The sequence below is a fragment of the Pseudomonas putida genome, from assembly GCF_004357765.1.
Taxonomy (GTDB): domain Bacteria; phylum Pseudomonadota; class Gammaproteobacteria; order Pseudomonadales; family Pseudomonadaceae; genus Aquipseudomonas; species Aquipseudomonas putida_U.
This window is the reverse complement of record NZ_SMTE01000010.1, coordinates 152,292-175,749: the sequence shown is the minus strand read 5'-3', so window position 1 is coordinate 175,749 and position 23,458 is coordinate 152,292. Positions and strand designations below refer to the sequence as shown.

The window sequence follows — 23,458 nt, the reverse complement described above, 5'->3', positions numbered from 1 at the left end:
TTAATATTTATCTCCGGATGCAGCAACAGTTGGTCATGGGATCCAAACAACAAAAACACAACATTTAAATGCGACATGGACCCATACCGACCAGGCTGCAAAAGAGACATAGACTACAAAGAATATTATCGTTCACTGCAGACACCCCAAACCTGATCCAACCCTGCAACGACTACAACCACAATGTCTCCAAGTCATGCCAACTACAATATTCACTGGCTCGACTTGGAGCCATTGCGGCCTAATCTAAATCCTAAAACTTACGGATAATTATGCTTCAACTCAAATTGTGGATCGAGTATAGGCAGATCAACATGTGGAAATATCTTCTCCCGGCGACGAAGTCGGCCTGGTACAAATCCTGTCCGCGCCCACCTGATATCCCCGTTCCTACCATCATTAATTTCTATATTCCCTATGTCTGTGACGGCTAGATGGTTATGGCGCCAATAGGATGTATCCCGGGTTTCAGTGGCTTGGGCCGACCATATCCGGCTTCGAGAAGGGTCATAGAGGAACCCTGAATTTTTTACTATAAAGTGAAGCGTCTCCCGCTTTCTTAGTTTAAACGTATAGCTATGCGGCTGCTTCTCATTAGCCACCCAGATCACAACACCACGATCCTCTAGCACTAAGTTTCCATCAGGACGAAGACGCAAAATATAGCGTCCGTTTGGAGATCTTATGAAATCCCCTGCACTCATCGCCTGGTTCGGGGGAAGCACAACGCCCCCAGAACCGCGGAACCGCGGAACCGCGGAACCGCGGAACCGCTCGACATGAACTTTTCTGTATTTAGCCATCTTTATATACCTTAATCAAGAATCAGTGAAATCTGAAAGCAATCGTCTAGCGAGGCTCAGGCAGTCATAATTCCAGATCAGACAAAGGCGAAGCCACTCGGAAAGATCACCTAATCAGCACCTCGAATTTTCCTACGATCAGGATTGAAATTTCACGCACAAAACCGTCCTTCTTCACTTCCTATTCTATGACAGAGTGATCTGACGTACCCCCAAGGACAAGGAGAGCAGCCAACATGAAATACATTATTGTCTTGTGCACCCTGCTTTCGGGCTGCGGCGGCAGATGGCTTCTATACGAACACAACCATGAAAAGCAATTCAAGTGCGATATGGACCCCCACATGCAGTTCTGCTTAAACCCAGCAGAACTGGTCCGTTACATTGAAAGCCAAGAACAACGGAATGCTATAGACGAAATAGCGCCCGCTCTACAATGAGGCAGTACGCCACGAAGCGACTAAACCTTAGAATTTTAAACACTCTTATAATGCTATCCAGATACAGCAGTAGTTGGTCGTGGGACCCTAACGACAAGAACACGACGCTCAAGTGCGACATGGACCCATACCGACCAGGCTGCAAAAGAGATATAGACTATCAAGAACACTACCGATCACTGCAAATTTCACAAAGCTGAACTCCCCGCATCGATAACAGTTTCAAGAGGGCGTCCTTCGGAATGGCGAGATGGGCCGCTGGTGCTTGCCTTAGTTGCAGTGGCGCTCAATCTCAAACCCGCCAAAAATCCTCCGACGAGCCCCACCCCACCCAACCCAAAAACGAAAAAAACCCCGCCGAAGCGGGGTTTCTCACACAACATCAACGCTTAGATAGCACCACGCTGACGCAACGCATCCAGCACCTGCTTCACACCTTCCTCGACGCTGGTGACCTGGGTATCGATCACAACATCGGCATCCAGCGGTACATCGTACGGGAAGCTCTCGCCCGGGATGTTGTCGCCGCCAGCGGCGTACAGGCCTTGCGGGTCACGCTCGCGGCAGGCCAGTGGCGAGGCCTGGACGTAGACGGTGACCAGACGGTCCTTGCCGATCAGCGCCTTGGCCTGCTCGCGGCCCTCGGCGTCAGGGGCCACGAAGGCGGCCAGGGTCAGCATACCGGCTTCGTTGAACTGACGCGCCACGTGAGCGGCGCGGCGCCAGTTCTCGGTGCGACCGGCGCGATCCTGGGGCAGCCCCTTGTTCAGATCGTGACGCAGGTTCTGGCCATCGAGCACGTACACCGCTCGCCCCATGTCGAACAGCTTGCGCTCCACGGCATAGGCCAGGGTGCTCTTGCCAGCGCCGGACAGGCCGCTGAACAGCACGGTGGCCGGCTGCTGGCCGAAGCGCAGGGCACGCTCTTCGGTGGACACGTGAGCCTGCTTGCCGTGCTGGCCGGTGCTGCCGTGCGGCAGTACTGGCGGGGCGATGATCATGCCGGCGCCGACGGTGCCGTTGGTCAGGCGGTCGATGACGATGAACGCACCGGTGGTGCGGTTGCTGTCATAGCCGTCCAGGGCGATGGCGCTGTCCAGGGATACCTTGACGCGACCGATCTCGTTCAGTTGCAGCGCGCTGGCAGCGTCCTTCTCGAGGGTGTTCACATCGACCTTGTGGGTGATGCTGGCAATCGAGCCCGGTACATAGCTGGTGGCGCGCTTGATGTCGTATTTCTTGCCCGGGAGCATCGGCTCCTCGGCCATCCACACCAACATGGCGTCGAACTGGTCGGTCACCGGCGGCACGTTGTCGGCATGCACCAGCAGGTCGCCACGGGAGATGTCGATTTCGTCTTCCATGGTCAGGGTCACGGCCTGGCCAGGACCTGCGTTTTCCAGTTCACCTTCGTAGGTGACGATGGACTTGACCCGGCTGCTCTTGCCCGACGGCAGGACCACGATCTCGTCGCCCTTGTGCACCACGCCACTGGCGAGGGTGCCGGCGAAGCCGCGGAAGTTCAGGTTCGGGCGGTTGACGTACTGCACCGGGAAACGCAGATCGGTGAAGTTGCGGTCGGCCGCGACCTCGACGGTCTCGAGAATTTCCATCAGCGCAGGGCCGGTGTACCACGGCGAACGCTCGCTGCGGTTGACCACGTTGTCGCCCTTGAGCGCCGACATCGGTACGAAGTGCAGGCTGCTCGGAGTCAGGTTGATGGCCTCGGCGAACTTCAGGTAATCGGCCTTGATCGACTCGAAGACCTGCTCATCGAAGCCCTTGAGGTCCATCTTGTTGACCGCGACGACGATGTGCTTGATGCCCAGCAACGAAGCGATGTAGCTGTGCCGACGGGTCTGGGTCTGCACGCCATAGCGGGCATCGACCAGGATGATCGCCAGGTCGCAGGTCGAAGCGCCGGTAGCCATGTTGCGGGTGTACTGCTCGTGGCCCGGGGTGTCGGCGATGATGAACTTGCGCTTGGCGGTGGAGAAGTAGCGGTAGGCGACATCGATAGTGATGCCTTGCTCGCGCTCGGCCTGCAGGCCGTCGACCAGCAGCGCCAGGTCGACTTCCTCGCCAGTGGTGCCGGACTTCTTCGAATCACGGGTGATGGCCTCGAGGTGGTCCTCGTAGATCATCTTGGAGTCGTGCAGCAGGCGCCCGATCAGGGTGCTCTTGCCATCATCCACGTTGCCGCAGGTGAGGAAACGCAGCAGTTCTTTACGCTCGTGCTGAGCCAGATAAGCGAGGATGTCTTCGCTGATCAAATCGGATTGGTGCGACATGGAGTAACCCTGAAAATTAGAAGTAGCCCTGACGTTTCTTGTCTTCCATGGAACCGGCGCCATCGTGGTCGATGACTCGGCCCTGGCGCTCGGAAGTGCGCGTCAGGAGCATTTCCTGAATGATGTCGGTGAGCGTCTCGGCTTCCGACTCGACAGCGCCCGTCAATGGGTAGCAGCCGAGGGTACGGAAACGGACCTTCTTCTTGACGATGCGTGCCTTCTCTTCCTCGGAGAGGTGTTCGAGGATGCGATCGTCGTCGATCATGATCAGGGTGCCGTTCTTCTCGATGACTTCGCGTTCGGCGGCGAAGTACAGCGGCACGATCGGGATGCCTTCGAGGTAGATGTACTGCCAGATGTCCAGCTCGGTCCAGTTCGACAGCGGGAAGACGCGGATCGACTCGCCTTTGTTGACCTTGCCGTTGTACACGTTCCACAACTCGGGACGCTGGTTCTTCGGATCCCAGCGGTGCTTGCTGTCACGGAACGAGTAGACGCGCTCCTTGGCCCGGGACTTCTCTTCGTCGCGGCGGGCACCACCGAAGGCGGCATCGAAACCATGCTTGTCCAGCGCCTGCTTGAGGCCCTGGGTCTTCATGATGTCGGTGTGCTTGGAGCTGCCATGAGTGAACGGGTTGATGCCCTGCGCCACACCCTCTGGGTTGACGTGGGTGATCAGCTCCAGGCCCATTTCCTCGACCATCTTGTCGCGGAAGCGGTACATCTCCTGGAATTTCCACTGGGTGTCGACATGCATCACCGGGAATGGCAGCTTGCCTGGGAAGAAGGCCTTGCGCGCCAGGTGCAGCATCACGGCGGAATCCTTGCCGATCGAGTAGAGCATCACCGGGTTGTCGAACTCGGCGGCCACCTCGCGGATGATATGGATGCTTTCCGCCTCCAGCTGTTTCAAGTGCGTCAGTTTGTCGACCATGGCTACTCACGAAAAACGATCTTATGGACGGCCTGCGGGCCGTGTTCGAGCGAGCCACTTTATCACAGCGGATAATTCTATTTAGGCGGCGGACTAGACCGAAAAGGTCTAACCATATGACTGGGGGTTTGGGCCAGCGTCGTCAGATTGGATTCGGACAATCGATGAACAGATGTTCCAAGGCAAAGCGCCGCGCCAGGTAGTCGCCCAAGGCCTGCACGCCATAGCGCTCGGTGGCATGGTGGCCGGCGGCGATAAAGCTGATGCCGTTCTCACGGGCACTGTGGAAGGTCTGCTCCGACGCCTCGCCACTGATGAACAGGTCGACCCCGGCAGCGATCGCCGTGTCGATGAAGCCCTGCCCGCCACCGGTGCACCAGCCGACCCGACGGATCACCTCGTCTCCTTCGACCAGCAGCGGCTCGCGCCCCGTCACTTCCTGTACCCGTCGAGCGAAATCGCGGGGGGTCACAGGCTCGGCGAGCGAGCCGACCAGCCCGACCACCTTGGCATCGTTCGGGTCCAGCGCGCCTTCGACGGTGATGTCCAGCTGGCGCGCCAATTGCACGTTGTTGCCGACGTCCGGATGCACGTCCAAAGGCAGGTGGAAGGCCAGCAGGCTGATGTCGTGCTTGAGCAGGGTCTTCAGGCGGCGCTGCTTGATCCCTGTGATGCACGGGTTCTCGCCCTTCCAGAAGTATCCATGGTGCACCAGGACGAGGTCGGCCCCGGCCTCAACCGCGGCGTCCAGCAAGGCCTGACTGGCGGTCACGCCACTGACGATGCGGCTGACCTGGGGGCGGCCTTCGACCTGCAGGCCGTTGGGACAGTAATCCTGGATTTTGGTACTGCCCAGGTAGCGCTCTGCTTCCTCGACCAGGGTATTGAGTGCAACGGCCATGGAAAATCTCCTCGAAATCTGCGCTTTTCTTGGGCTCAACGCCCGTATAATGCCCGCCATTATGGGCCGTCGCTGGCATCGGGGAAACCGGTGTATGATCGCGCGCGTTCGCGACGTGTCGCGCAGCCATTGGCCCCCGCCTCTCTCAGGAATCGTTCATGTTCAAGGCTTTGCGTTACTTTGGATGGCCCCTGTTCACCGGTGTATTGATCGCCATACTGATCATCCAGCGCTTCCCGGAATGGGTCGGGCTGCCCAGCCAGGACGTCAACTTGCAGCAGGCGCCGCAGACCTCGCAGATCATGCAGGGCCCGGTGTCCTACGCCGAGGCCGTGACGCTCGCCGCCCCGGCCGTGGTCAACCTGTACACCACCAAGGTGGTCAACAAGAGTGCCCACCCGCTGTTCGAAGACCCTCAGTTCCGCCGTTTCTTCGGCGACAACCTGCCCAAGCAGCGGCGCTGGGAATCGAGCCTGGGCTCGGCGGTGATCATGAGTCCCGAGGGCTACCTGCTGACCAACAACCACGTCACCAGCGGCGCCGACCAAATCGTGGTGGCGCTCAAGGATGGTCGCGAAACCCTGGCCAGGGTCATCGGCAGCGATCCCGAGACCGATCTCGCGGTGCTGAAGATCGACCTGAAGAACCTGCCGGCGATCACCATCGGCCGCTCCGACAACATCCACATCGGCGACGTCTCGCTGGCCATCGGCAACCCGTTCGGGGTCGGCCAGACCGTGACCATGGGCATCATCAGCGCCACTGGGCGTAACCAACTGGGCCTGAACAACTACGAAGACTTCATCCAGACCGACGCGGCGATCAACCCGGGCAACTCCGGGGGCGCCTTGATCGATGCCAACGGCAACCTGATCGGCATCAACACGGCGATCTTCTCCAAGTCCGGTGGCTCACAAGGCATCGGCTTCGCCATTCCGGTGAAGCTCGCCCTGGAAGTGATGAAATCGATCATCGAGCATGGCCAGGTCATCCGTGGTTGGCTGGGCATCGAGGTGCAGCCACTGAGCCAGGAACTGGCCGAATCGTTCGGCATGGAGGGACGCCCGGGCATCGTGGTTGCCGGGATCTTCCGCGACGGTCCGGCGCAGAAGGCGGGACTGCATCTGGGCGACGTGATCCTGAGCATCAACGGCGAGCCGGCCGGTGACGGGCGCAAGTCGATGAACCAGGTCGCGCGGATCAAGCCCAACGAGAAGATCACCATCGAGGTGATGCGCAACGGCCAGCAACTGAAACTGATCGCCGAGGTGGGGCTGCGACCGCCACCTGCGCCGGTGGCCACGCCGGAAGAGAAGTAGTTGGGTTGGTTGGGGCCGCAAAGCGGCCCCGGTTACATCAATGCAGGATCTGGCTGAGGAACAGCTTGGTCCGATCGCTACGTGGCCGATCGAAGAACTCATCCGGTGACGCCTGCTCGACGATTTCCCCCTTGTCCATGAAGATCACCCGGTTCGCCACGGTGCGGGCGAAGCCCATCTCATGGGTCACGCAAAGCATGGTCATGCCATCCTCGGCCAGCCCCACCATGGTGTCCAATACCTCCTTGACCATTTCCGGGTCCAGCGCCGAAGTCGGCTCGTCGAACAACATGATCTTAGGTTTCATGCAAAGCGCACGGGCAATCGCCACACGCTGCTGTTGGCCACCGGACAACTGCCCCGGGTACTTGTGCGCCTGCTCAGGGATGCGCACCCGCTCCAGGTAATGCATGGCGATTTCCTCGGCCTTGCGCCGTGGCATCTTACGGACCCACATCGGCGCCAGGGTGCAGTTCTCGAGGATGGTCAGGTGCGGGAACAGGTTGAAATGCTGGAACACCATGCCCACTTCGCGGCGAATCGCCTCGATCTGCTTGAGGTCGTTGGTCAGTTCCACACCATCGACGACAATGCGGCCCTGTTGGTGCTCCTCCAGGCGGTTGAGGCAACGGATGGTGGTCGACTTGCCCGACCCCGACGGACCACAGAGCACGATGCGCTCACCTTGGCGCACGTTCAGGTTGATGTCTTTCAGAACGTGGAACTGGCCGTACCATTTGTTCACGCCCTGCATCTGGATGATGCCTTCGGGGCCGGCAGGCTGCTTGATCGCTTCACTCATGACGAAACTCCTAACGCTTGTGGCCAGTGTCCAGCTTGCGCTCCAGATGCATGGAGTAGCGGGACATACCGAAACAGAAAATCCAGAACACCAGGGCCGCGAACACGTAGCCCTCGGTTGCCATGCCTAACCACGCGGGGTCGGCCGCCGCCTGCTTGACGCTGTTGAGCAGGTCGAACAGGCCGATGATGATCACCAGGCTGGTGTCCTTGAACAGTGCGATGAACGTATTGACGATGCCGGGTATCACCAGTTTGAGCGCCTGCGGCAGGATCACCAGGCCCATCGAGCGCCAGTACCCCAGCCCCATGGCCGCGGCCGCTTCGTATTGCCCCTTGGGAATAGCCTGCAGCCCGCCGCGCACAACCTCGGCGACATAGGCCGACTGGAACAGGATCACCCCGATCATTGCCCGCAGCAGCTTGTCGAAGCTCATGCCTTCGGGCAGGAACAACGGCAACATCACCGACGACATGAACAGCACGGTGATCAGCGGCACGCCGCGCCAGAACTCGATGAAGGTGACGCACACGACCTTCACCGCCGGCATCTGCGAACGTCGTCCCAGTGCCAAGAGGATGCCCAGCGGCAAGGCGCCGGCGATGCCCACGGTGGCGATCACCAGGGTCAGCATCAGGCCGCCCCACTGGCTGGTGGCGACGTTCCTCAGCCCGAAATAACCGCCATGCAGCAGGATGTAGGCAAGGATCGGGTACAGCACCAGGAAGCACAGGCCGTATACCGCCTTGCGCGGGAAACGGTTGATGAACAGCGGCGCAGCACCCAGCACCGCCAACCACACGGTGAGGTCCACGCGCCAGCGCAGCTCCGTGGGGTAGTAGCCATACATGAACTGGCCGAAGCGCTGCTGCACGAACACCCAGCAGGCGCCGTCCTTGGTGCAGTCGGCGCGGGTGGTGCCGACCCAGTTGGCATCCAGCAGCGCCCATTGCAGCAACGGCGGCACGATCAGCCAGATCAGGTAGACAGCGAACAGCGTCAACAGGGTATTGAGCCAACTGGAGAACAGGTTGGCACGCATCCATGCGAGCGCGCCGACGGTTTTCACCGGTGGCGGCATGTCAGGTTTGAAAACATGGGCAGTCACGGGCGTATCCTCATCGCTCGATCAGCGCAATGCGCTTGTTGTACCAGTTCATCAGCAGCGAGATGCTGATGCTGATGGCGAGATAGACACTCATGGTGATGGCGATCACCTCGATGGCCTGGCCGGTCTGGTTGAGCACGGTACCGGCGAACAGCGACACCATCTCCGGATAGCCGATGCCAGCAGCCAGCGACGAGTTCTTCGCCAGGTTCAGGTATTGGCTGGTCAGCGGCGGAATGATCACCCGCAGTGCCTGGGGGATGATCACCTTACGCAGCGTCGGCCCCTCGCGCAGACCGAGCGAACGCGCCGCCTCGGTCTGACCGTGGCTGACCGAGCGGATGCCCGAACGCACGATTTCAGCGATGAACGCTGCGGTGTAGATGGTCAGGGCCAGCGTCAACGCCAGCAGCTCAGGGATCAGCACCCAACCGCCCACGAAGTTGAATCCCTTGAGTTCAGGCATTTCCCAGTGCACCGGGCTGCCGAACAGCAAGGCACAGGCGCCGGGAATGACCAGGAACAACCCAAGCCCTACCCAGAACTTGTGGAACGGTTCGCCGGTTTCGTCGAAGCGCTTGTTGGCATACCGCACCATCGCCACGATTGCCACCACCGCCAGCACCAGGGCGACCACGAAAGGCCAGAAGCCATCGGCCATGGACGCGCCAGGCATGTTCAGGCCACGGTTGCTGATGAAGAAGGTGTCTTCGATATTGATGCTGCTGCGCGGCCCCGGCAGGGTCAGGAACACGGCAAAGTACCAGAACAGGATCTGCAGCAAGGGAGGGATGTTGCGGAAGGTTTCCACGTAAACCGTCGCCAGCTTGCTGATCATCCAGTTCGGCGACAACCGCGCCACGCCGATGATGAAACCGAGGATCGTTGCCAGGACCACGCCGATGAAGGTGACCAACAGCGTGTTGAGCAGGCCGATCACGAACACCCGCGCATAGCTATCGGACTCTACATAGGGAATCAGATGCTGGGCGATGCCAAAGCCGGCACTGCGGTCGAGGAAGTCGAAGCCCGAGGTGATGCCCCGGTGTTGCAGGTTGGTTTGCGTGTTATGGAACAGGTACCAGCCCAGGCCCACCACGAAGATGATCGTGAGGATCTGGAACAGCCACGCGCGCACACGTGGATCGCTCAGGGACAAGCCCTTTCGTGCGCCGATTTGATTTTGCATGAAATGCCCCGGACAGTAGGGATTCGAACAGCCTGCGGCGGCGGGATGCCGCCGCAGGAGGCAACCATCAGCGCACTGGAGGTGCGTACTGGATGCCGCCGTTGTTCCACAGGGCGTTCATGCCGCGGTCGATCTTCAGGTCGGTGCCCTGGCCCAGGTTCTTCTCGAACACCTCACCATAGTTGCCGACTTGCTTGACGATCTGCACTACCCAGTCCTTGGGCAGCTTGAGGTCCTTGCCATATTCACCATCGGCGCCCAGCAGTCGAGCGACGTCCGGGTTCTTGGTGGACTTGGCCTCGGCCTCGACGTTCTTCGAGGTGATCCCCGCCTCCTCGGCATTGAGCATGGCGAACAGGGTCCACTTGACGATGCTGAACCAGTCTTCGTCGCCCTTGCGCACCACCGGGCCCAGCGGCTCCTTGGAGATGGTTTCCGGCAGCACGACATAGTCGCTCGACGCCGCCAGCTTGGAGCGTTGGGCGAACAGCTGCGACTTGTCGGAGGTCAGCACGTCGCAACGCCCGGACTCCAGCGACTTGGCGCTTTCGTCGGAAGTGTCGAAGGTGATCGGGGTGTACTTCAGGCCATTGGCGCGGAAGTAGTCGGACACGTTCAGCTCGGTGGTGGTACCGGCCTGAATGCAGATGGTCGCGCCATCGAGCTCCTTGGCGCTGGAAACGCCGAGCTTCTTGTTGACCAGGAATCCGACGCCGTCGTAGTAGGTCACGCCGGTAAACACCAGGCCCATGCCGGCATCGCGCGAGCTGGTCCAAGTGGTGTTACGCGACAACACGTCGACTTCGCCGGACTGCAGCGCGGTGAAGCGCTCCTTGGCGTTGAGCTGGCTGAACTTGACCTTGGTGGCGTCGCCGAATACGGCGGCAGCCACGGCCCGGCAGACATCGGCGTCGATACCGATGATCTTGCCCTTGGCATCAGGTACCGAGAAGCCCGGGAGGCCGTCGCTCACGCCACACTGGACGAAGCCCTTCTTTTTGACCGCATCGAGGGTGGCGCCAGCCTGGGCGGTGCTCACGGCGCCCAGCGCGGCGGCAGCGGTCAGGACTGCCAGGGTGGTTTTCAACATCTTCATTCACAACCTCCAAAATTGCTCTTCTTGTATTGAGCCGGAATTGCACCGCGCCCTTTTGAGGCGCATCCGACCCTTGTTGGCTTGTTATTGGGTCAATTGGCGCAATGGGCTGTTCTGTGACAGCCTTCGGGTGCGGGGGTGTTACCGTCACCGGCGAGCCCGCGCATCGGGGGTTTAATAGCAAAGCGCGTACCATAGTCGCTGGCTTAAGCGATTAAGCCCCTCGTCAAGTAGGCAAAGTTGTATCGTTGCGACATTCTCTTTCGACGCGTTAATACCGACGCTTGGATTTCGAGCACGCTCGGCGTGCATCCGCACACTTTCGGAGCAGTTATGACCAACCCGCTGATTCTCGAACCCCAGAAAACCGCAGATGCCTGTGTGATCTGGTTGCACGGCCTGGGCGCCGACCGTTACGACTTCCTACCGGTGGCCGAATTCATGCAGGAGCGATTGGCCACCACGCGGTTCATCATGCCCCAGGCGCCTACCCGACCGGTGACCATCAACGGCGGCTATGCCATGCCAAGCTGGTATGACATCAAGGCCATGAGCCCGGCGCGAGCGATCGACGAAGCGCAGCTGGATGAATCAGCGCAGCAGGTCATCGACCTGATCAAGGCCGAACAGGCCAAGGGCATCAGCCTTTCGCGGATCTTTCTGGCTGGATTCTCCCAAGGTGGCGCGGTGGTGCTGCACACTGCCTATGTGAAATGGCAGGAAGCGCTGGGCGGGGTCATCGCACTGTCGACCTACGCCCCGACCTTCCACGACAGCCACGATCTGAGCGCTTGTCAGCAACGTACTCCAGCGCTGTGCGTACATGGCATCCATGACCCGGTGGTGATCCCCTCGCTGGGCCGCACCGCGTTCGAATACCTCAACCAGTGGGGCGTAGCGGCGCGTTGGCAGGAATATCCCATGGAACACGAAGTGGTCGTGGCCGAACTCGCCGATATCCACAACTGGTTGAGCGAGCATTTGCAATAAGCAGGGCTCGCCTGTAGTTGTAGGCGTTATCCACTACGCCGCGCCCAGTTCTTGCATTACACTGCCCGCGTACATTCCATAACCAGTTGACGAGACGATCGTGCTCAAGGCACTCAAGAAAATATTCGGCAAGGGAGACGCCGCATCACCGGCCGTCGATCCTGCAGCCAGCGCGCCCGCGCCCGCCGCTCGCCCTCTACCCGAGGCGGCACCGGCCAAACCACGCAGCAAGCCTGCCCCCCAACCTGTCGCCCAGGCCCCAGCGCCTGATGCGCCGCGCGCGCCGCAAACGGCCAAGGAAAAGCCTCGTCGCGAACGCAAGCCCAAGCCCCAGGCCAGCCTGTGGAAGCCCGAAGACTTCGTGGTCGAGCCGCAGGAAGGCAAGACCCGCTTCCACGATTTCAAGCTGTCCAACGAGTTGATGCACGCCATCCACGATCTGGGCTTTCCTTATTGCACGCCGATCCAGGCCCAGGTGCTCGGTCACACCCTGCGCGGCCAGGACGCCATCGGTCGGGCCCAGACCGGTACCGGCAAGACCGCTGCGTTCCTGATTTCGATCATTTCCCAGCTGCAGCAGACGCCACCGCCCAAGGAACGCTACATGGGCGAGCCGCGCGCGCTGATCATCGCTCCGACCCGCGAACTGGTGGTGCAGATTGCCAAGGACGCCATGGCCCTGACCAAATACAGTGGCCTGAACGTGATGAGCTTCGTCGGCGGCATGGACTTCGACAAGCAACTCAAGGCCCTGGAAGCCCGCCACTGCGACATCCTGGTGGCCACACCCGGTCGTCTGCTGGACTTCAACCAGCGCGGCGAGGTGCACCTGGACATGGTCGAAGTGATGGTGCTGGACGAAGCCGACCGCATGCTCGACATGGGCTTCATCCCACAGGTACGCCAGATCATCCGCCAGACTCCGCCCAAGAGCGAACGCCAGACCCTGCTGTTCTCGGCAACCTTCACCGATGACGTGATGAATCTGGCCAAACAGTGGACCACCAACCCGGCCATCGTCGAGATCGAGCCGGAGAACGTCGCCAGCGAAACGGTCGAGCAGCACGTCTACGCGGTGGCCGGCAGCGACAAGTACAAGCTGCTGTACAACCTGGTGACCCAGAACAAGTGGGAACGGGTGATGGTGTTCGCCAATCGCAAGGACGAAGTGCGGCGCATTGAGGAGAAACTGGTGCGTGACGGCATCAACGCCGCGCAACTGTCCGGCGACGTGCCGCAGCACAAGCGCATCCGCACCCTGGAAAGCTTCCGCGAGGGTCGCATCAGCGTGCTGGTGGCCACCGACGTGGCCGGTCGCGGTATCCACATCGACGGCATCAGCCACGTGATCAACTTCACCCTGCCGGAAGACCCGGACGACTACGTGCACCGCATCGGCCGTACCGGTCGAGCCGGCACCAGCGGCGTGTCGATCAGCTTCGCCGGCGAGGACGACTCGTACCAGTTGCCGGCGATCGAAGAACTGCTGGGGCGCAAGATCAAGTGCGAGATGCCGCCGGACGAGCTGCTCAAGCCGGTGCCGCGCAAGCATCATTGATTGCAGGAGCGGCCGTCTTGCTCACAATCTGAAAGCACGCCCGGCTACCAGCGTCCGGCCGCCTCCTGATCGCTTTGTCGGCCTTCGACCCAGCGCGGCCCTTCCTGGGTGTTTTCCTTTTTCCAGAACGGCGCCCGCGTCTTCAGGTAATCCATGATGAAGTCGCAGGCCTCGAAGGCCGCCTGGCGATGAGCACTGGCCACGCCAACGAAGACGATCGGCTCACCCGGTTCCAGCGCACCGATCCGGTGCAGCACCTCGACCTTGAGCAGCGGCCAGCGTTGCTGCGCCTCGGCCTCGATCTTGGTCAGGGCCTTCTCGGTCATGCCCGGATAGTGCTCGAGGAACATCCCCGCCACTTCGCGGCCATCGTTGAAATCCCGCACATAGCCAACGAAACCGACCACCGCGCCCACACCGACATTGGCGGCGTGCATGGCATTGACCTCGGCCCCCGGGTCGAAAGCCCGCTCCTGCACTCGAACGGTCATCTTCAACCTCCCGTCACAGGCGGGAAGAACGCCACTTCATCGCCCTCTTCCAGCGGCTCGTCCAGCCTGCACAATTCTTCGTTGCGTGCGCACATCAGATTCTGCTCGGCCAGCACGGCATACTCCCCACCCTTGGCCACCAAGGCCTGGCGTACATCGTCGAGCACCTGGAACGACCCCTCCACGCGCTCGGTATCCATGCCCAGCCGCTCGCGGTAGCGGGCGAAGTAAAGCACCTTGACCTTCATCATGCCTCCACCTTGTAGTGGCCGCTCTTGCCGCCGAGTTTTTCCAGCAGACGAACCTGCTCGATGATCATGCCTTTGTCCACGGCCTTGCACATGTCATAGATCGTCAGTGCGGCAACGCTGGCGGCTGTCAGCGCCTCCATCTCCACACCGGTCTGCCCGGCCAGCTTGCAGCGGGCGACGATACGCACGGCGTCCTGACCCTCGGCGCTGAGCTCGACCTTGACGCTGGTCAGCATCAACGGGTGGCACAGCGGAATCAGGTCACTGGTCTTTTTCGCCGCCTGTATGCCGGCGATCCGCGCAACGGCGAACACATCGCCCTTGGGGTGCTCGCCATCGACGATCATGCGCAAGGTCTGCGGCAGCATGCGCACCCGCGCCTCGGCGGTGGCCTCGCGCTCGGTCACGGCTTTTTCAGTGACGTCGACCATGTTGGCGCGCCCCTGGGAATCAAGATGTGTCAGCACTGCTCTGCTCCTGTGAAGGGAATCAGGAGTGTAAACCCGTGGGTCAGGTTTGAGCAGAGGTATGTGTCGGCAGGATTGCCCTCTGCGGGCATGCCCCCGAAAGGGCAGCCCGGCTTTTGAGGTTACAGGTGCGACTCGGCGTACTCGGCCAGTACCGAACGTGGCACCCCCTGCAGGGTGATGTGCACGCCGTGGGGGAAGTCCTTGAAGCGTTCGGTCAGGTAGGTCAGCCCTGAGCTGGTCGCGGACAGGTAGGGGGTATCGATCTGCGCCAGGTTGCCCAGGCAGACCACCTTGGAACCGGAGCCGGCACGGGTGATGATGGTCTTCATCTGGTGCGGCGTGAGGTTCTGGCACTCGTCGATCAGGATCAGACTCTGCTGGAAGCTGCGCCCACGGATGTAGTTGAGGGACTTGAACTGCAGCGGTACCCGCTCGAGGATGTACTCGACACTGCCATGGGTGCTCTCGTCGTCCATGTGCAAGGCTTCGAGGTTATCGGTGATCGCCCCCAACCACGGCTCCATCTTCTCCGCCTCGGTGCCGGGCAGGAAGCCGATTTCCTGGTCCAGGCCCTGCACGCTGCGGGTCGCGATGATGCGTCGGTAGCGCTTGCTGACCATGGTCTGCTCGATGGCTGCGGCCAAGGCCAGGATGGTCTTGCCCGAGCCTGCGGCGCCGGTCAGGTTGACCAGGTGGATATCCGGGTCGAGCAAGGCAAACAGCGCCAGACTCTGATGGATGTCGCGCGGCTTCAGCCCCCAGGCTTCCTGGTGCAGCAACGGCTCCTGATGCAGGTCGAGCAACAGCAGCTCATCGTTGCGAATACCCTTGATCCAGCCGACGAAGCCCTGCTCGTCGATGATGAACTCATTGATGTGCACGGCCGGCAGGTTGTCGATCAATTGCACGCGGTGCCAGGTGCGCCCACGCTCCTGGCGGGTATCGACTTTGCTGACCCGATCCCAGAATGAACCGGTGACTGAGTGGTAGCCTTTGGACAGCAAGGACACATCGTCGACCAGTTGGTCGGTGCTGTAATCCTCGGCGGCAATGCCGCAGGCACGCGCCTTGAGGCGCATGTTGATGTCCTTGGTGACCAGCACGACGTCCAGGTCGGCGCGCTTGCCTTTGAGTTCGAGCAACTGGTTGATGATGATGTTGTCGTTGAGGGTTTCCGGCAACAGCCGGGTCGGTTCACTGCGCGGGCTCATCAGGATCGACAGGTAGCCCTTGGATCCGCTTTTGCCACGCTGGATCGGCACGCCCTGCTCGACATCGCTGGGCGAGGCATCTCCAAGGGTCTGGTCGATCAGGCGGATGGCCTGGCGACATTCGGCGGCGATGGTGTGTTTCCCGGTCTTGAGCTTGTCGAGTTCCTCCAGCACCGTCATCGGCAGGGCGACATGGTGCTCCTCGAAGTTCAGCAATGCGTTGGGGTCGTGTATCAGGACGTTGGTATCGAGCACATAGAGGATTGGCTGGGTGGAGGAAGGGTTGCGTCCTTGGTCATCCATACTCGGTCACCTTATGTCGAAGCCACACGGCGCGTTCTGTTACGCCGCAAAGTGACGACCGTTCTTCCCGTATCCGCGTTGCTACGGGCGGGAAGCGAACCTGGCAAGGTGGGCCTGGATGACGCCACCTGTGCTGCAGGAATCGGCTGTCTGGTTTCTTCATACCGCAAAAACGATGACTAAAAAAAGTCTTTTTACGTCCTGGTGAAGTTTATTTTGCTGAATGACGACCAGCACTTGGCGCGCACGCCAAGCAGGACTACAGTCAAAAGGTATGCCTCTCAAGGAGCCACCGCAGCGCGTTGGGCGTAATCATGGCAGTCTTCCCAGCCGATACCGCTCTGCGCCGTGCTGCGCAACAACCATTGCACTGCAGGCTGCGCTTTGGACAAGCTGTCGTGGAACTGGATCACCCCTTTGCGCCATAGCAGCATCAAGGTCATCACCCGCTGGGCCGACGCCTCGGCAGACAGCCCGGTTTCGTCCTGGGCATCGATGTCCCACAACGACACTTGCAACCCCTGGCTGGCCATGAATGCCTCGCCATCGGCACGACGCTGCCCGTAAGGCGGCCGGAACAACGGCACATACTGCTTGGGCAGCTCCGCTTGCACCCGCGCCTGGCTGCGCCGCAGGGAATCCTGCCAATCCTGCCACTGGGCGTGGGAGCGGTATTCCCAACCCTGGATGCCCACGCACTGACCGGCATAAAGGTGGGGCAAGGCCTGCGCCGAGCCGCCATCACGTCGCAGTTGCAGGCGATTGCCAATGACGAAGAAAGTACCCTGCAGGCGCTGCTTGCGCAGATAGCCTGTCAGCCGATCGGTGTCGCCGCCTTGAGGGCCGGGGCCACCGACGAAGGTCAGGAGGAACATGCGGTCGTTCAGCTCATCGCCGTTGCGTTCACGATTGGACAGGCGTTCTACCTCACTGCTGGTCTGCGGCAGCAGCGCGGCCTTGCGCAGTTGCTCATCGAGATAACGGGCATGGAACTGATGACTGGGCTCGATCCACTCGGTGTAGAACTCGCCGACATCGCTAGCGAACGTCTCCGAACGAGTGCGTAACTCAGCCATGGATGCCACGGGGTAGCAGAACGAGGCATCTTGCTCGCAACTGCGCAGGGCCTGCTGGTAACCCTGCCACAATCGCTGCCACATCCGCGCCCGTATGGCCCTGATTTTCTGCAGGTTGATCTGCCGCAAACCCAGTCGTGCAGCCAACGCCTTGTCATCCAGTTGCTCGCTCTCGTGCAGCACCTGGGCAAACGCCAGAATTTCGGCCCGGGAGGCAACGTCGAACAATGCCGGGCTGTCCAACTGTTCGGGCCACACCGCGCGATCGAGCGTGGCCGGCGGCAAGGGGCCGGCTTGGACGGACAAGCTCAGGGAAATGGCCAGCAAGGCCAGGGCAATGCGCACATCCGTTCTCCGCAAATGGCCAAACCCGCACTATAACGCCTCGTGGTTATCATGGCCTGTGCCTATCGGCCACATAGTTTGGCGTAACCTCCCCCACCCCGTAGAATCGCGGCAACGCCTTTAGGAGCCGACCCGATGCTGACGGTGATTTCCCCCGCCAAGACCCTCGACTACGACACCCCACCGGTGACCGACCGCTTCACCCTGCCCCAGTACCTGGACGACTCGCAGCAACTGATCGAACAATTACGCACATTGTCACCAGCGCAGATCAGCGAGCTGATGCACCTATCGGACAAACTCGCCGGGCTCAATGCTGCGCGTTTCGGCAGCTGGACCCCAGACTTCAGCCCAGCCAACGCCAAGCAGGCGCTGCTGGCGTTCAAGGGCGACGTGTACACTGGCCTGGATGCCGAATCCCTGAGCGAAGACGATTTCACCTATGCCCAGGAACACCTGCGCATGTTGTCGGGCCTTTACGGCCTGCTGCGCCCGCTCGACCTGATGCAGCCTTATCGCCTAGAGATGGGCACCAAGCTGGCCAACGCCCGCGGCAAGGATCTGTATGCATTCTGGGGTACGCGCATCAGCGAGTGGTTGAATCAGGCTCTGGTCGAGCAAGGCGACGACCTGCTGCTGAACCTGGCGAGCAACGAGTACTTCAGCGCGGTCAAGCGCAGCGCCCTGAAGGCGCGTGTACTGAATGTCGACTTCAAGGACCAGAAGAACGGGCAGTACAAGATCATCAGTTTCTACGCCAAGAAGGCGCGCGGCATGATGAGCCGTTTCGTGATCCAGGAGCGTATCGCCGATCCCGAGCAGCTCAAAGGGTTCGACGTGCAGGGGTACTACTACAGTGCCGAACAATCGAAGCCAGATCACCTGGTGTTCTTGCGTGATCATCCGGTTGATTGATTGGGGCTGACGCCCGGGCGCTGGAGGTCTGCAGCGCCGCACAAATCGAGCGCCGCGCGGGCGGCGCTCGATATCCGCACCAGCAAAGCCCCAAAGCGCACCCCCCCTCTACACCCCTCCCCCGCCAAAATTTCCCTCCCGCCCCGCAATGACGCAGACCTCGCCGGACCTATATCGCCATATCTCTGGCGCCAAAAAACCAACGTTATTGACCTTATCGCCAAACGCCATAAGACCGTTCGTAGTTTTTTGACGAATTCTGAAAAAATTTTTCCGATGATGGCATATAAACATCTCGTGTAAGGATCGCCCTTTATATTCCGGGACGAAACCCCAGCGTGCTATCAGATTGAAACTATTTGGCACTGAAAAAATATTTAGAAATCTTTCATCGGGGCGGAGCCAGCCAGGAACTTCTGCTACGGCCAATCGCTCATAGAGCCGTAACGATTTTCCTCCCCACGATGTGTGAGAGATGACTTACAGATGACAAACAGCAGGTATCCACTACCTGCTTGGTTAACCCAGACAGGTATTACCGGCGACCCGGAATACCCGTCACTGCAGGAGAGTCGCGCCCCCTAAAATTCGTCCTAGTGGTTGATTTCAAAGGATTTTTCCACTTGAAAAAACAAGCACAGCAACGCGCCAAGTAGCGCATTGCATTAAAGACGGCTGCATTTCAGGGCACGCCTTTTAAAGACTGGCTTTTAACTGCCTATTTAGAGTGCACAACTTTGCGCGCTCCGGATTTATTCATGCCTGCGCTCGGCGAAGTGAGATTTCGTCATGGGTCCGTGCGCCTGAAAACTGTTGCTATCAACCCAGTCCGGCGTTTCTCGGAAGCGTCGACGTGATAAACACATGAGGTGATTGCGATGCGTATCAGCATCTTTGGTTTGGGTTATGTAGGTGCGGTCTGTGCAGGTTGCCTGACGGCACGGGGCCATGAAGTGATCGGTGTGGACGTGTCCAGCACCAAGATCGACCTGATCAATCAGGGCAAGTCGCCCATCGTCGAACCGGGCCTGGAAGAATTGCTGCAACAGGGCATCGCCAACGGTCGCCTGCGTGGTACCACCGACTTCGCCGAAGCCATCCGCGCCAGCGACGTTTCGATGATCTGCGTCGGCACCCCCAGCAAGAAAAACGGCGACCTCGGCCTCGAGTACATCGAGTCGGTGTGCCGCGAAATCGGCCATGTCCTGCGTGATACCGAGCGCCGCCACACCATCGTGGTGCGCAGCACCGTCCTGCCGGGCACCGTCAAGAACGTGGTGATCCCGATCATCGAAGACTGCTCCGGCAAGAAGGCTGGCATCGACTTCGGTGTCGCGGTCAACCCTGAGTTCCTGCGTGAAAGCACCGCCATCAAGGACTATGACCACCCGCCAATGACCGTTATCGGCGAATTCGACAAGGCCAGCGGTGATGTCCTCCAGGCCCTGTACGAAGAGCTCGACGCGCCGATCATCCGCAAGCCGATCGAAGTGGCCGAGATGATCAAGTACACCTGCAACGTCTGGCACGCCACCAAAGTCACCTTCGCCAACGAAATCGGCAACATCGCCAAGGCCGTCGGCGTCGATGGCCGCGAAGTGATGGACGTGGTCTGCCAGGACAAGGCACTGAACCTGTCCCAATACTATATGCGCCCGGGCTTCGCCTTCGGCGGCTCGTGCCTGCCCAAGGACGTGCGCGCCCTCACCTATCGCGCCTCGAGCCTGGATGTGAAAGCGCCGCTGCTCGACTCGCTGATGCGCAGCAACGAATCCCAGGTACAGAACGCCTTCGACCTGATCGAGCGCCACGACAAGCGCAAGGTCGCCCTGCTCGGCCTGAGCTTCAAAGCGGGCACCGACGACCTGCGCGAGAGCCCACTGGTGGAACTGGCCGAACGCTTGATCGGCAAGGGCTACCAGCTGGATATCTACGACGAGAACGTTCAGTACGCCCGCGTCCATGGCGCCAACCGGGAGTACATCGAGTCGAAGATCCCCCACGTCTCCTCGCTGCTCAACGACGACTTCCAGAAGGTCATCGACAACGCCGAGGTGATCGTTCTGGGTAACCGTGACGAGCAGTTCCGCGCCCTGGCCCAACAGGCGCCAGCCGGCAAGCAGGTGATCGATCTGGTCGGCTTCATGAGCAAACCGACCTGCACCACCAGCCGTACCGAAGGCATCTGCTGGTAAGCCCTCGGCCGGGCGACGCGGGTTCTGATCCCGCTCCCGCGTCGCCCCCTTTTTCCTGATTCTTCGACGGATGCTGAACATGCAAAGGCTCCAGACAGTGCTGTTGCAGTGCGCCGGTTGGCTGGCCTACATGAGCCTGCTCATGTTGCTCGCCCTGGCCCTGCCCGCCGATATCTTCGACTCGCAGTCGAAGCACTTCATCTTCCTGGTCGGTGCGGTCGGCATCTGGCGTTACTCCATGGGCGCCACCCATTTCATCCGCGGCATGATCTTCCTCTACGCGGTTTACCCGTACCTGCGCCGCAAGGTGCGCAAGATGGGCAAGTCCGCCGACCCATCGCATGTGTACCTGATGGTCACCAGCTTCCGCATCGAAGCACTGACCACCGCCCAGGTGTACAGCTCGGTGATCCGCGAGGCGATCGACTGCGGCTTCCCCACCACCGTGGTCTGCTCGCTGGTGGAGATGTCCGATGAACTGCTGGTCAAGAGCCTGTGGGCCAAGTACAACCCGCCCGAGCACGTGACCCTGGACATCGTGCGCATCGCCGGTACCGGCAAGCGTGACGGCCTGGCCTACGGCTTCCGTGCCATCTCGCGCATGCTGCCCGACGAGAACGCCGTGGTCGCCGTGATCGACGGTGACACCGTGCTGGCCGAAGGCGTGGTGCGCAAGACCGTGCCGTGGTTCAAGCTGTTCCCCAACGTCGGTGGCCTGACCACCAACGAATTCTGCGAAGTGCGCGGCGGCTACATCATGAGCGAGTGGCACAAGCTGCGCTTCGCCCAGCGCCACATCAACATGTGCTCGATGGCCCTGTCCAAGCGCGTACTGACCATGACCGGTCGCATGTCGATGTTCCGCGCAAGTGTCGTGACCAACCCCGAGTTCATCGCCGACGTCGAAAGCGACTCGCTGATGCACTGGCGCCTGGGCCGCTTCAAGTTCCTCACCGGTGACGACAAGTCGAGCTGGTTCAGCCTCATGCGCCTGGGCTACGACACCTTCTACGTACCCGATGCCGCCATCAACACGGTCGAACACCCGCCTGAGAAGAGCTTTCTCAAGGCCAGTCGCAAGCTGATGTACCGCTGGTACGGCAACAACCTGCGGCAGAACTCCCGCGCCCTGGGCCTTGGCCTGCGCCGCCTGGGTCTGTTCACCAGCATCGTGCTGTTCGACCAGCGTGTGTCGATGTGGACCAGCCTGCTCGGCCTGACCGTGGCAGTGATCGCCAGCCTCAAGTTCGGTCTCGGCTTCCTGCTGGTGTACCTGCTGTGGATCGGCATCACCCGCCTGATCCTGACCATCATGCTGCTGTGCTCCGGCCACGAAGTCGGCCCGGCCTACCCGCTGATTCTCTATTACAACCAGATCGTCGGCGCGCTGATGAAAATCTACGTCTTCTTCCGCCTCGACAAGCAGTCCTGGACCCGCCAACCGACTGCCCTCAAGCGAGACCTCGCCAGTTTTCAACAATGGTTCAACACCTGGTCCTCGCGGACCATGACCTTCTCGGCCGCCAGCATCTTCGTCGCTGTGCTGTTCATGGTCGTATGAGCCCAACCGGATCGGAACTAACAGGAACAAACACCATGAATACCGCCGTGAACGTCAACGTCGTGCATGAGTCCGAAGCCCAGCGCCAACACGCCCGGGTGCGCATTCCCGCCAAGCTGCGCTTCCTCGACAGCGAGCGCCAAGCCCACGAGGTGAAGGTCGAGGACCTCTCCGCCGGTGGCCTGAGCTTCCATACCAAACGGCATCTCTCGATCGGCGAAGTGCTGCGCGGACGTCTGCAGTTCGTGGTCGACAACCTCGGCCTGTCGATGGACATCGAGTTCCAGGTGCGCTCCTACAACGTCGCCGATGGCCGCACCGGAGCCCAGTTCCAGAACCTCGAACCCCGCGATATCTCGACTCTGCGCCACATCATCACCAGTCACCTGTCCGGTGAACTGATCACCATCGGCGACGTGCTCAGCACCTTGCAGCGCGACAACTTCACCAAGGCACGCAAGCAGAAGGATACCGGTAGCGGCCTGTCCGCTTTCGGTCGGATCAGGGCCGTCGGCGTAACCCTGGGCGTGTTCGTCATCGGTGTCGCCGCCTTCGGCTTCGTCGCCAAATCGCTGTACGGCATGTACTTCGTCAGCCAGGCCGAAGCCGGCGTGGTCGCGGTCCCCACCACCAACATCACCATGCCGCGCGACGGCACCGTGCAGAGCCTGGTGCAAAGCGGCGGTCAGGTTGCCAAGGGCGCGCCATTGGCGAGCTTCACCACCAGCATGCTGGACATGCTCAAAGGTGGCCTGGGCGACTCGCAGCTGGAGCCCGCGAAGATCGAGGAACTGTTCGGCAAACAGCTGTCGGGCACCCTTACCAGCCCGTGCGACTGCGTGGTCTCGCGTCAACTGGTGGACGATGGCCAATATGCCGCCAAGGGTCAGCCGATCTTCCAACTGGTGCCGCGTACCACCACGGCCATGGTCGAGGCACGCTTCAGCTACCGCCAGTTCGACAAGGTCAAACCAGGCACCCGGGTCAACTTCCAGGTGGCCGGCGAAGACGCCGTGCGCACCGGCCAGGTCGTCAACAGCAGCAGCCTGGACAGTGAAAACCTGGCCGCCGATATCCGCGTGCAGATCAAGCCTGACGACACCCTGCCGGCCGAACTGGCCGGACGCCCAGCCGCCGTCAGCAGTGACCGTGGTCCGTCGCTCGACTGGCTGATCGACAAAGCCATGGCCCGTGGTCTGTAAGAGGATC

The 23,458-nt window shown here is 60.6% G+C and carries 19 protein-coding genes; 7 read left to right on the top strand and 12 right to left on the bottom strand.

Going from position 1 to position 23,458, the window contains the following annotated elements; all coding sequences use genetic code 11:
• Positions 1 to 1,632 precede the first annotated feature (1,632 nt).
• The 3 genes from cysN to E2H86_RS16750 form a co-directional block, all read right to left on the bottom strand.
• On the bottom strand, positions 1,633 to 3,534 hold the full coding sequence (cysN, locus tag E2H86_RS16760; RefSeq protein ID WP_133329796.1) for a sulfate adenylyltransferase subunit CysN: 1,902 nt from the start codon (positions 3,532 to 3,534) through the stop codon (positions 1,633 to 1,635).
• A gap of 16 nt (positions 3,535 to 3,550) precedes the next feature.
• On the bottom strand, positions 3,551 to 4,468 hold the full coding sequence (gene cysD / locus E2H86_RS16755) for a sulfate adenylyltransferase subunit CysD (RefSeq protein WP_054884652.1): 918 nt from the start codon (positions 4,466 to 4,468) through the stop codon (positions 3,551 to 3,553).
• A 142-nt stretch (positions 4,469 to 4,610) separates the two neighbouring features.
• Positions 4,611 to 5,369 carry a Nif3-like dinuclear metal center hexameric protein gene (locus tag E2H86_RS16750; RefSeq protein ID WP_133329795.1) on the bottom strand — a complete coding sequence of 253 codons (759 nt, stop codon included), beginning with the start codon at positions 5,367 to 5,369 and terminating at the stop codon, positions 4,611 to 4,613.
• Between the two features lie 158 nt (positions 5,370 to 5,527).
• Here E2H86_RS16750 and algW point away from each other — a divergent pair, with 158 nt between their 5' ends.
• Complete coding sequence (gene algW, locus E2H86_RS16745; protein ID WP_133329793.1) at positions 5,528 to 6,688, top strand: Do family serine endopeptidase AlgW; 1,161 nt, start codon at positions 5,528 to 5,530, stop codon at positions 6,686 to 6,688.
• 37 nt (positions 6,689 to 6,725) lie between these two features.
• Here algW and E2H86_RS16740 read toward each other — a convergent pair whose 3' ends face one another.
• The 4 genes from E2H86_RS16740 to E2H86_RS16725 form a co-directional block, all read right to left on the bottom strand.
• Positions 6,726 to 7,490, bottom strand: coding sequence for an amino acid ABC transporter ATP-binding protein (locus E2H86_RS16740; protein WP_133329791.1), 765 nt, complete (start codon positions 7,488 to 7,490; stop codon positions 6,726 to 6,728).
• A 10-nt stretch (positions 7,491 to 7,500) separates the two neighbouring features.
• Complete coding sequence (locus tag E2H86_RS16735; RefSeq protein ID WP_133329789.1) at positions 7,501 to 8,598, bottom strand: amino acid ABC transporter permease; 1,098 nt, start codon at positions 8,596 to 8,598, stop codon at positions 7,501 to 7,503.
• Positions 8,599 to 8,608: 10 nt separating this feature from the next.
• Positions 8,609 to 9,787 (bottom strand): amino acid ABC transporter permease, encoded by a 1,179-nt coding sequence (locus tag E2H86_RS16730; RefSeq protein WP_133329787.1) that lies wholly within the window; start codon positions 9,785 to 9,787, stop codon positions 8,609 to 8,611.
• Between the two features lie 67 nt (positions 9,788 to 9,854).
• Positions 9,855 to 10,883, bottom strand: a complete 1,029-nt coding sequence (locus E2H86_RS16725) for an amino acid ABC transporter substrate-binding protein (protein WP_133329785.1) — start codon at positions 10,881 to 10,883, stop codon at positions 9,855 to 9,857.
• A gap of 333 nt (positions 10,884 to 11,216) precedes the next feature.
• On the opposite strand from E2H86_RS16725, the gene E2H86_RS16720 reads away from it, so the two are divergent.
• Both E2H86_RS16720 and rhlB read left to right on the top strand, forming a co-directional pair.
• The gene (locus E2H86_RS16720) at positions 11,217 to 11,873 is read left to right on the top strand and encodes an alpha/beta hydrolase (protein ID WP_133329783.1); all 657 of its coding nucleotides are present in this window, start codon (positions 11,217 to 11,219) and stop codon (positions 11,871 to 11,873) included.
• A 100-nt stretch (positions 11,874 to 11,973) separates the two neighbouring features.
• A complete protein-coding gene (rhlB, locus tag E2H86_RS16715; protein ID WP_133329781.1) occupies positions 11,974 to 13,431 on the top strand; it encodes an ATP-dependent RNA helicase RhlB in 1,458 nt (485 codons plus the stop codon).
• A gap of 44 nt (positions 13,432 to 13,475) precedes the next feature.
• Here rhlB and moaE read toward each other — a convergent pair whose 3' ends face one another.
• The 5 genes from moaE to E2H86_RS16690 all read right to left on the bottom strand — a co-directional run bounded on the left by moaE (position 13,476) and on the right by E2H86_RS16690 (position 17,578).
• Entirely contained in the window at positions 13,476 to 13,922 is a 447-nt protein-coding gene (moaE, locus tag E2H86_RS16710; RefSeq protein WP_133329779.1) for a molybdopterin synthase catalytic subunit MoaE, read from the bottom strand.
• A gap of 2 nt (positions 13,923 to 13,924) precedes the next feature.
• The gene (moaD, locus tag E2H86_RS16705) at positions 13,925 to 14,170 is read right to left on the bottom strand and encodes a molybdopterin converting factor subunit 1 (protein WP_133330016.1); all 246 of its coding nucleotides are present in this window, start codon (positions 14,168 to 14,170) and stop codon (positions 13,925 to 13,927) included.
• Entirely contained in the window at positions 14,170 to 14,640 is a 471-nt protein-coding gene (moaC, locus tag E2H86_RS16700) for a cyclic pyranopterin monophosphate synthase MoaC (protein ID WP_133329777.1), read from the bottom strand. Before moaC ends, moaD begins: the two co-directional genes overlap by 1 nt.
• A 122-nt stretch (positions 14,641 to 14,762) precedes the next feature.
• On the bottom strand, positions 14,763 to 16,157 hold the full coding sequence (locus tag E2H86_RS16695; protein WP_133329775.1) for a PhoH family protein: 1,395 nt from the start codon (positions 16,155 to 16,157) through the stop codon (positions 14,763 to 14,765).
• Between the two features lie 281 nt (positions 16,158 to 16,438).
• Complete coding sequence (locus tag E2H86_RS16690; protein ID WP_133329773.1) at positions 16,439 to 17,578, bottom strand: polysaccharide deacetylase family protein; 1,140 nt, start codon at positions 17,576 to 17,578, stop codon at positions 16,439 to 16,441.
• A 135-nt stretch (positions 17,579 to 17,713) separates the two neighbouring features.
• Here E2H86_RS16690 and yaaA point away from each other — a divergent pair, with 135 nt between their 5' ends.
• The 4 genes from yaaA (at position 17,714) to E2H86_RS16670 (ending at position 23,451) form a co-directional block, all read left to right on the top strand.
• Entirely contained in the window at positions 17,714 to 18,493 is a 780-nt protein-coding gene (gene yaaA, locus E2H86_RS16685; protein ID WP_133329771.1) for a peroxide stress protein YaaA, read from the top strand.
• Between the two features lie 878 nt (positions 18,494 to 19,371).
• Positions 19,372 to 20,688, top strand: coding sequence for a nucleotide sugar dehydrogenase (locus tag E2H86_RS16680; protein WP_133329769.1), 1,317 nt, complete (start codon positions 19,372 to 19,374; stop codon positions 20,686 to 20,688).
• Between the two features lie 79 nt (positions 20,689 to 20,767).
• On the top strand, positions 20,768 to 22,249 hold the full coding sequence (alg8, locus tag E2H86_RS16675) for a mannuronan synthase (RefSeq protein WP_165976080.1): 1,482 nt from the start codon (positions 20,768 to 20,770) through the stop codon (positions 22,247 to 22,249).
• Positions 22,250 to 22,284: 35 nt separating this feature from the next.
• Complete coding sequence (locus tag E2H86_RS16670) at positions 22,285 to 23,451, top strand: alginate biosynthesis protein Alg44 (RefSeq protein ID WP_133329766.1); 1,167 nt, start codon at positions 22,285 to 22,287, stop codon at positions 23,449 to 23,451.
• Positions 23,452 to 23,458: the final 7 nt, after the last annotated feature.

Coding starts and splice junctions, on each gene's coding strand:
- cysN (WP_133329796.1), bottom strand. CDS start 3,534: ATGTCGCACCAATCCGATTTGATCAGCGAAGACATCCTCGCTTATCTG.
- cysD (WP_054884652.1), bottom strand. CDS start 4,468: ATGGTCGACAAACTGACGCACTTGAAACAGCTGGAGGCGGAAAGCATC.
- E2H86_RS16750 (WP_133329795.1), bottom strand. CDS start 5,369: ATGGCCGTTGCACTCAATACCCTGGTCGAGGAAGCAGAGCGCTACCTG.
- algW (WP_133329793.1), top strand. CDS start 5,528: ATGTTCAAGGCTTTGCGTTACTTTGGATGGCCCCTGTTCACCGGTGTA.
- E2H86_RS16740 (WP_133329791.1), bottom strand. CDS start 7,490: ATGAGTGAAGCGATCAAGCAGCCTGCCGGCCCCGAAGGCATCATCCAG.
- E2H86_RS16730 (WP_133329787.1), bottom strand. CDS start 9,787: ATGCAAAATCAAATCGGCGCACGAAAGGGCTTGTCCCTGAGCGATCCA.
- E2H86_RS16725 (WP_133329785.1), bottom strand. CDS start 10,883: ATGAAGATGTTGAAAACCACCCTGGCAGTCCTGACCGCTGCCGCCGCG.
- E2H86_RS16720 (WP_133329783.1), top strand. CDS start 11,217: ATGACCAACCCGCTGATTCTCGAACCCCAGAAAACCGCAGATGCCTGT.
- moaE (WP_133329779.1), bottom strand. CDS start 13,922: ATGACCGTTCGAGTGCAGGAGCGGGCTTTCGACCCGGGGGCCGAGGTC.
- moaD (WP_133330016.1), bottom strand. CDS start 14,170: ATGAAGGTCAAGGTGCTTTACTTCGCCCGCTACCGCGAGCGGCTGGGC.
- E2H86_RS16695 (WP_133329775.1), bottom strand. CDS start 16,157: ATGGATGACCAAGGACGCAACCCTTCCTCCACCCAGCCAATCCTCTAT.
- yaaA (WP_133329771.1), top strand. CDS start 17,714: ATGCTGACGGTGATTTCCCCCGCCAAGACCCTCGACTACGACACCCCA.
- E2H86_RS16680 (WP_133329769.1), top strand. CDS start 19,372: ATGCGTATCAGCATCTTTGGTTTGGGTTATGTAGGTGCGGTCTGTGCA.
- alg8 (WP_165976080.1), top strand. CDS start 20,768: ATGCAAAGGCTCCAGACAGTGCTGTTGCAGTGCGCCGGTTGGCTGGCC.
- E2H86_RS16670 (WP_133329766.1), top strand. CDS start 22,285: ATGAATACCGCCGTGAACGTCAACGTCGTGCATGAGTCCGAAGCCCAG.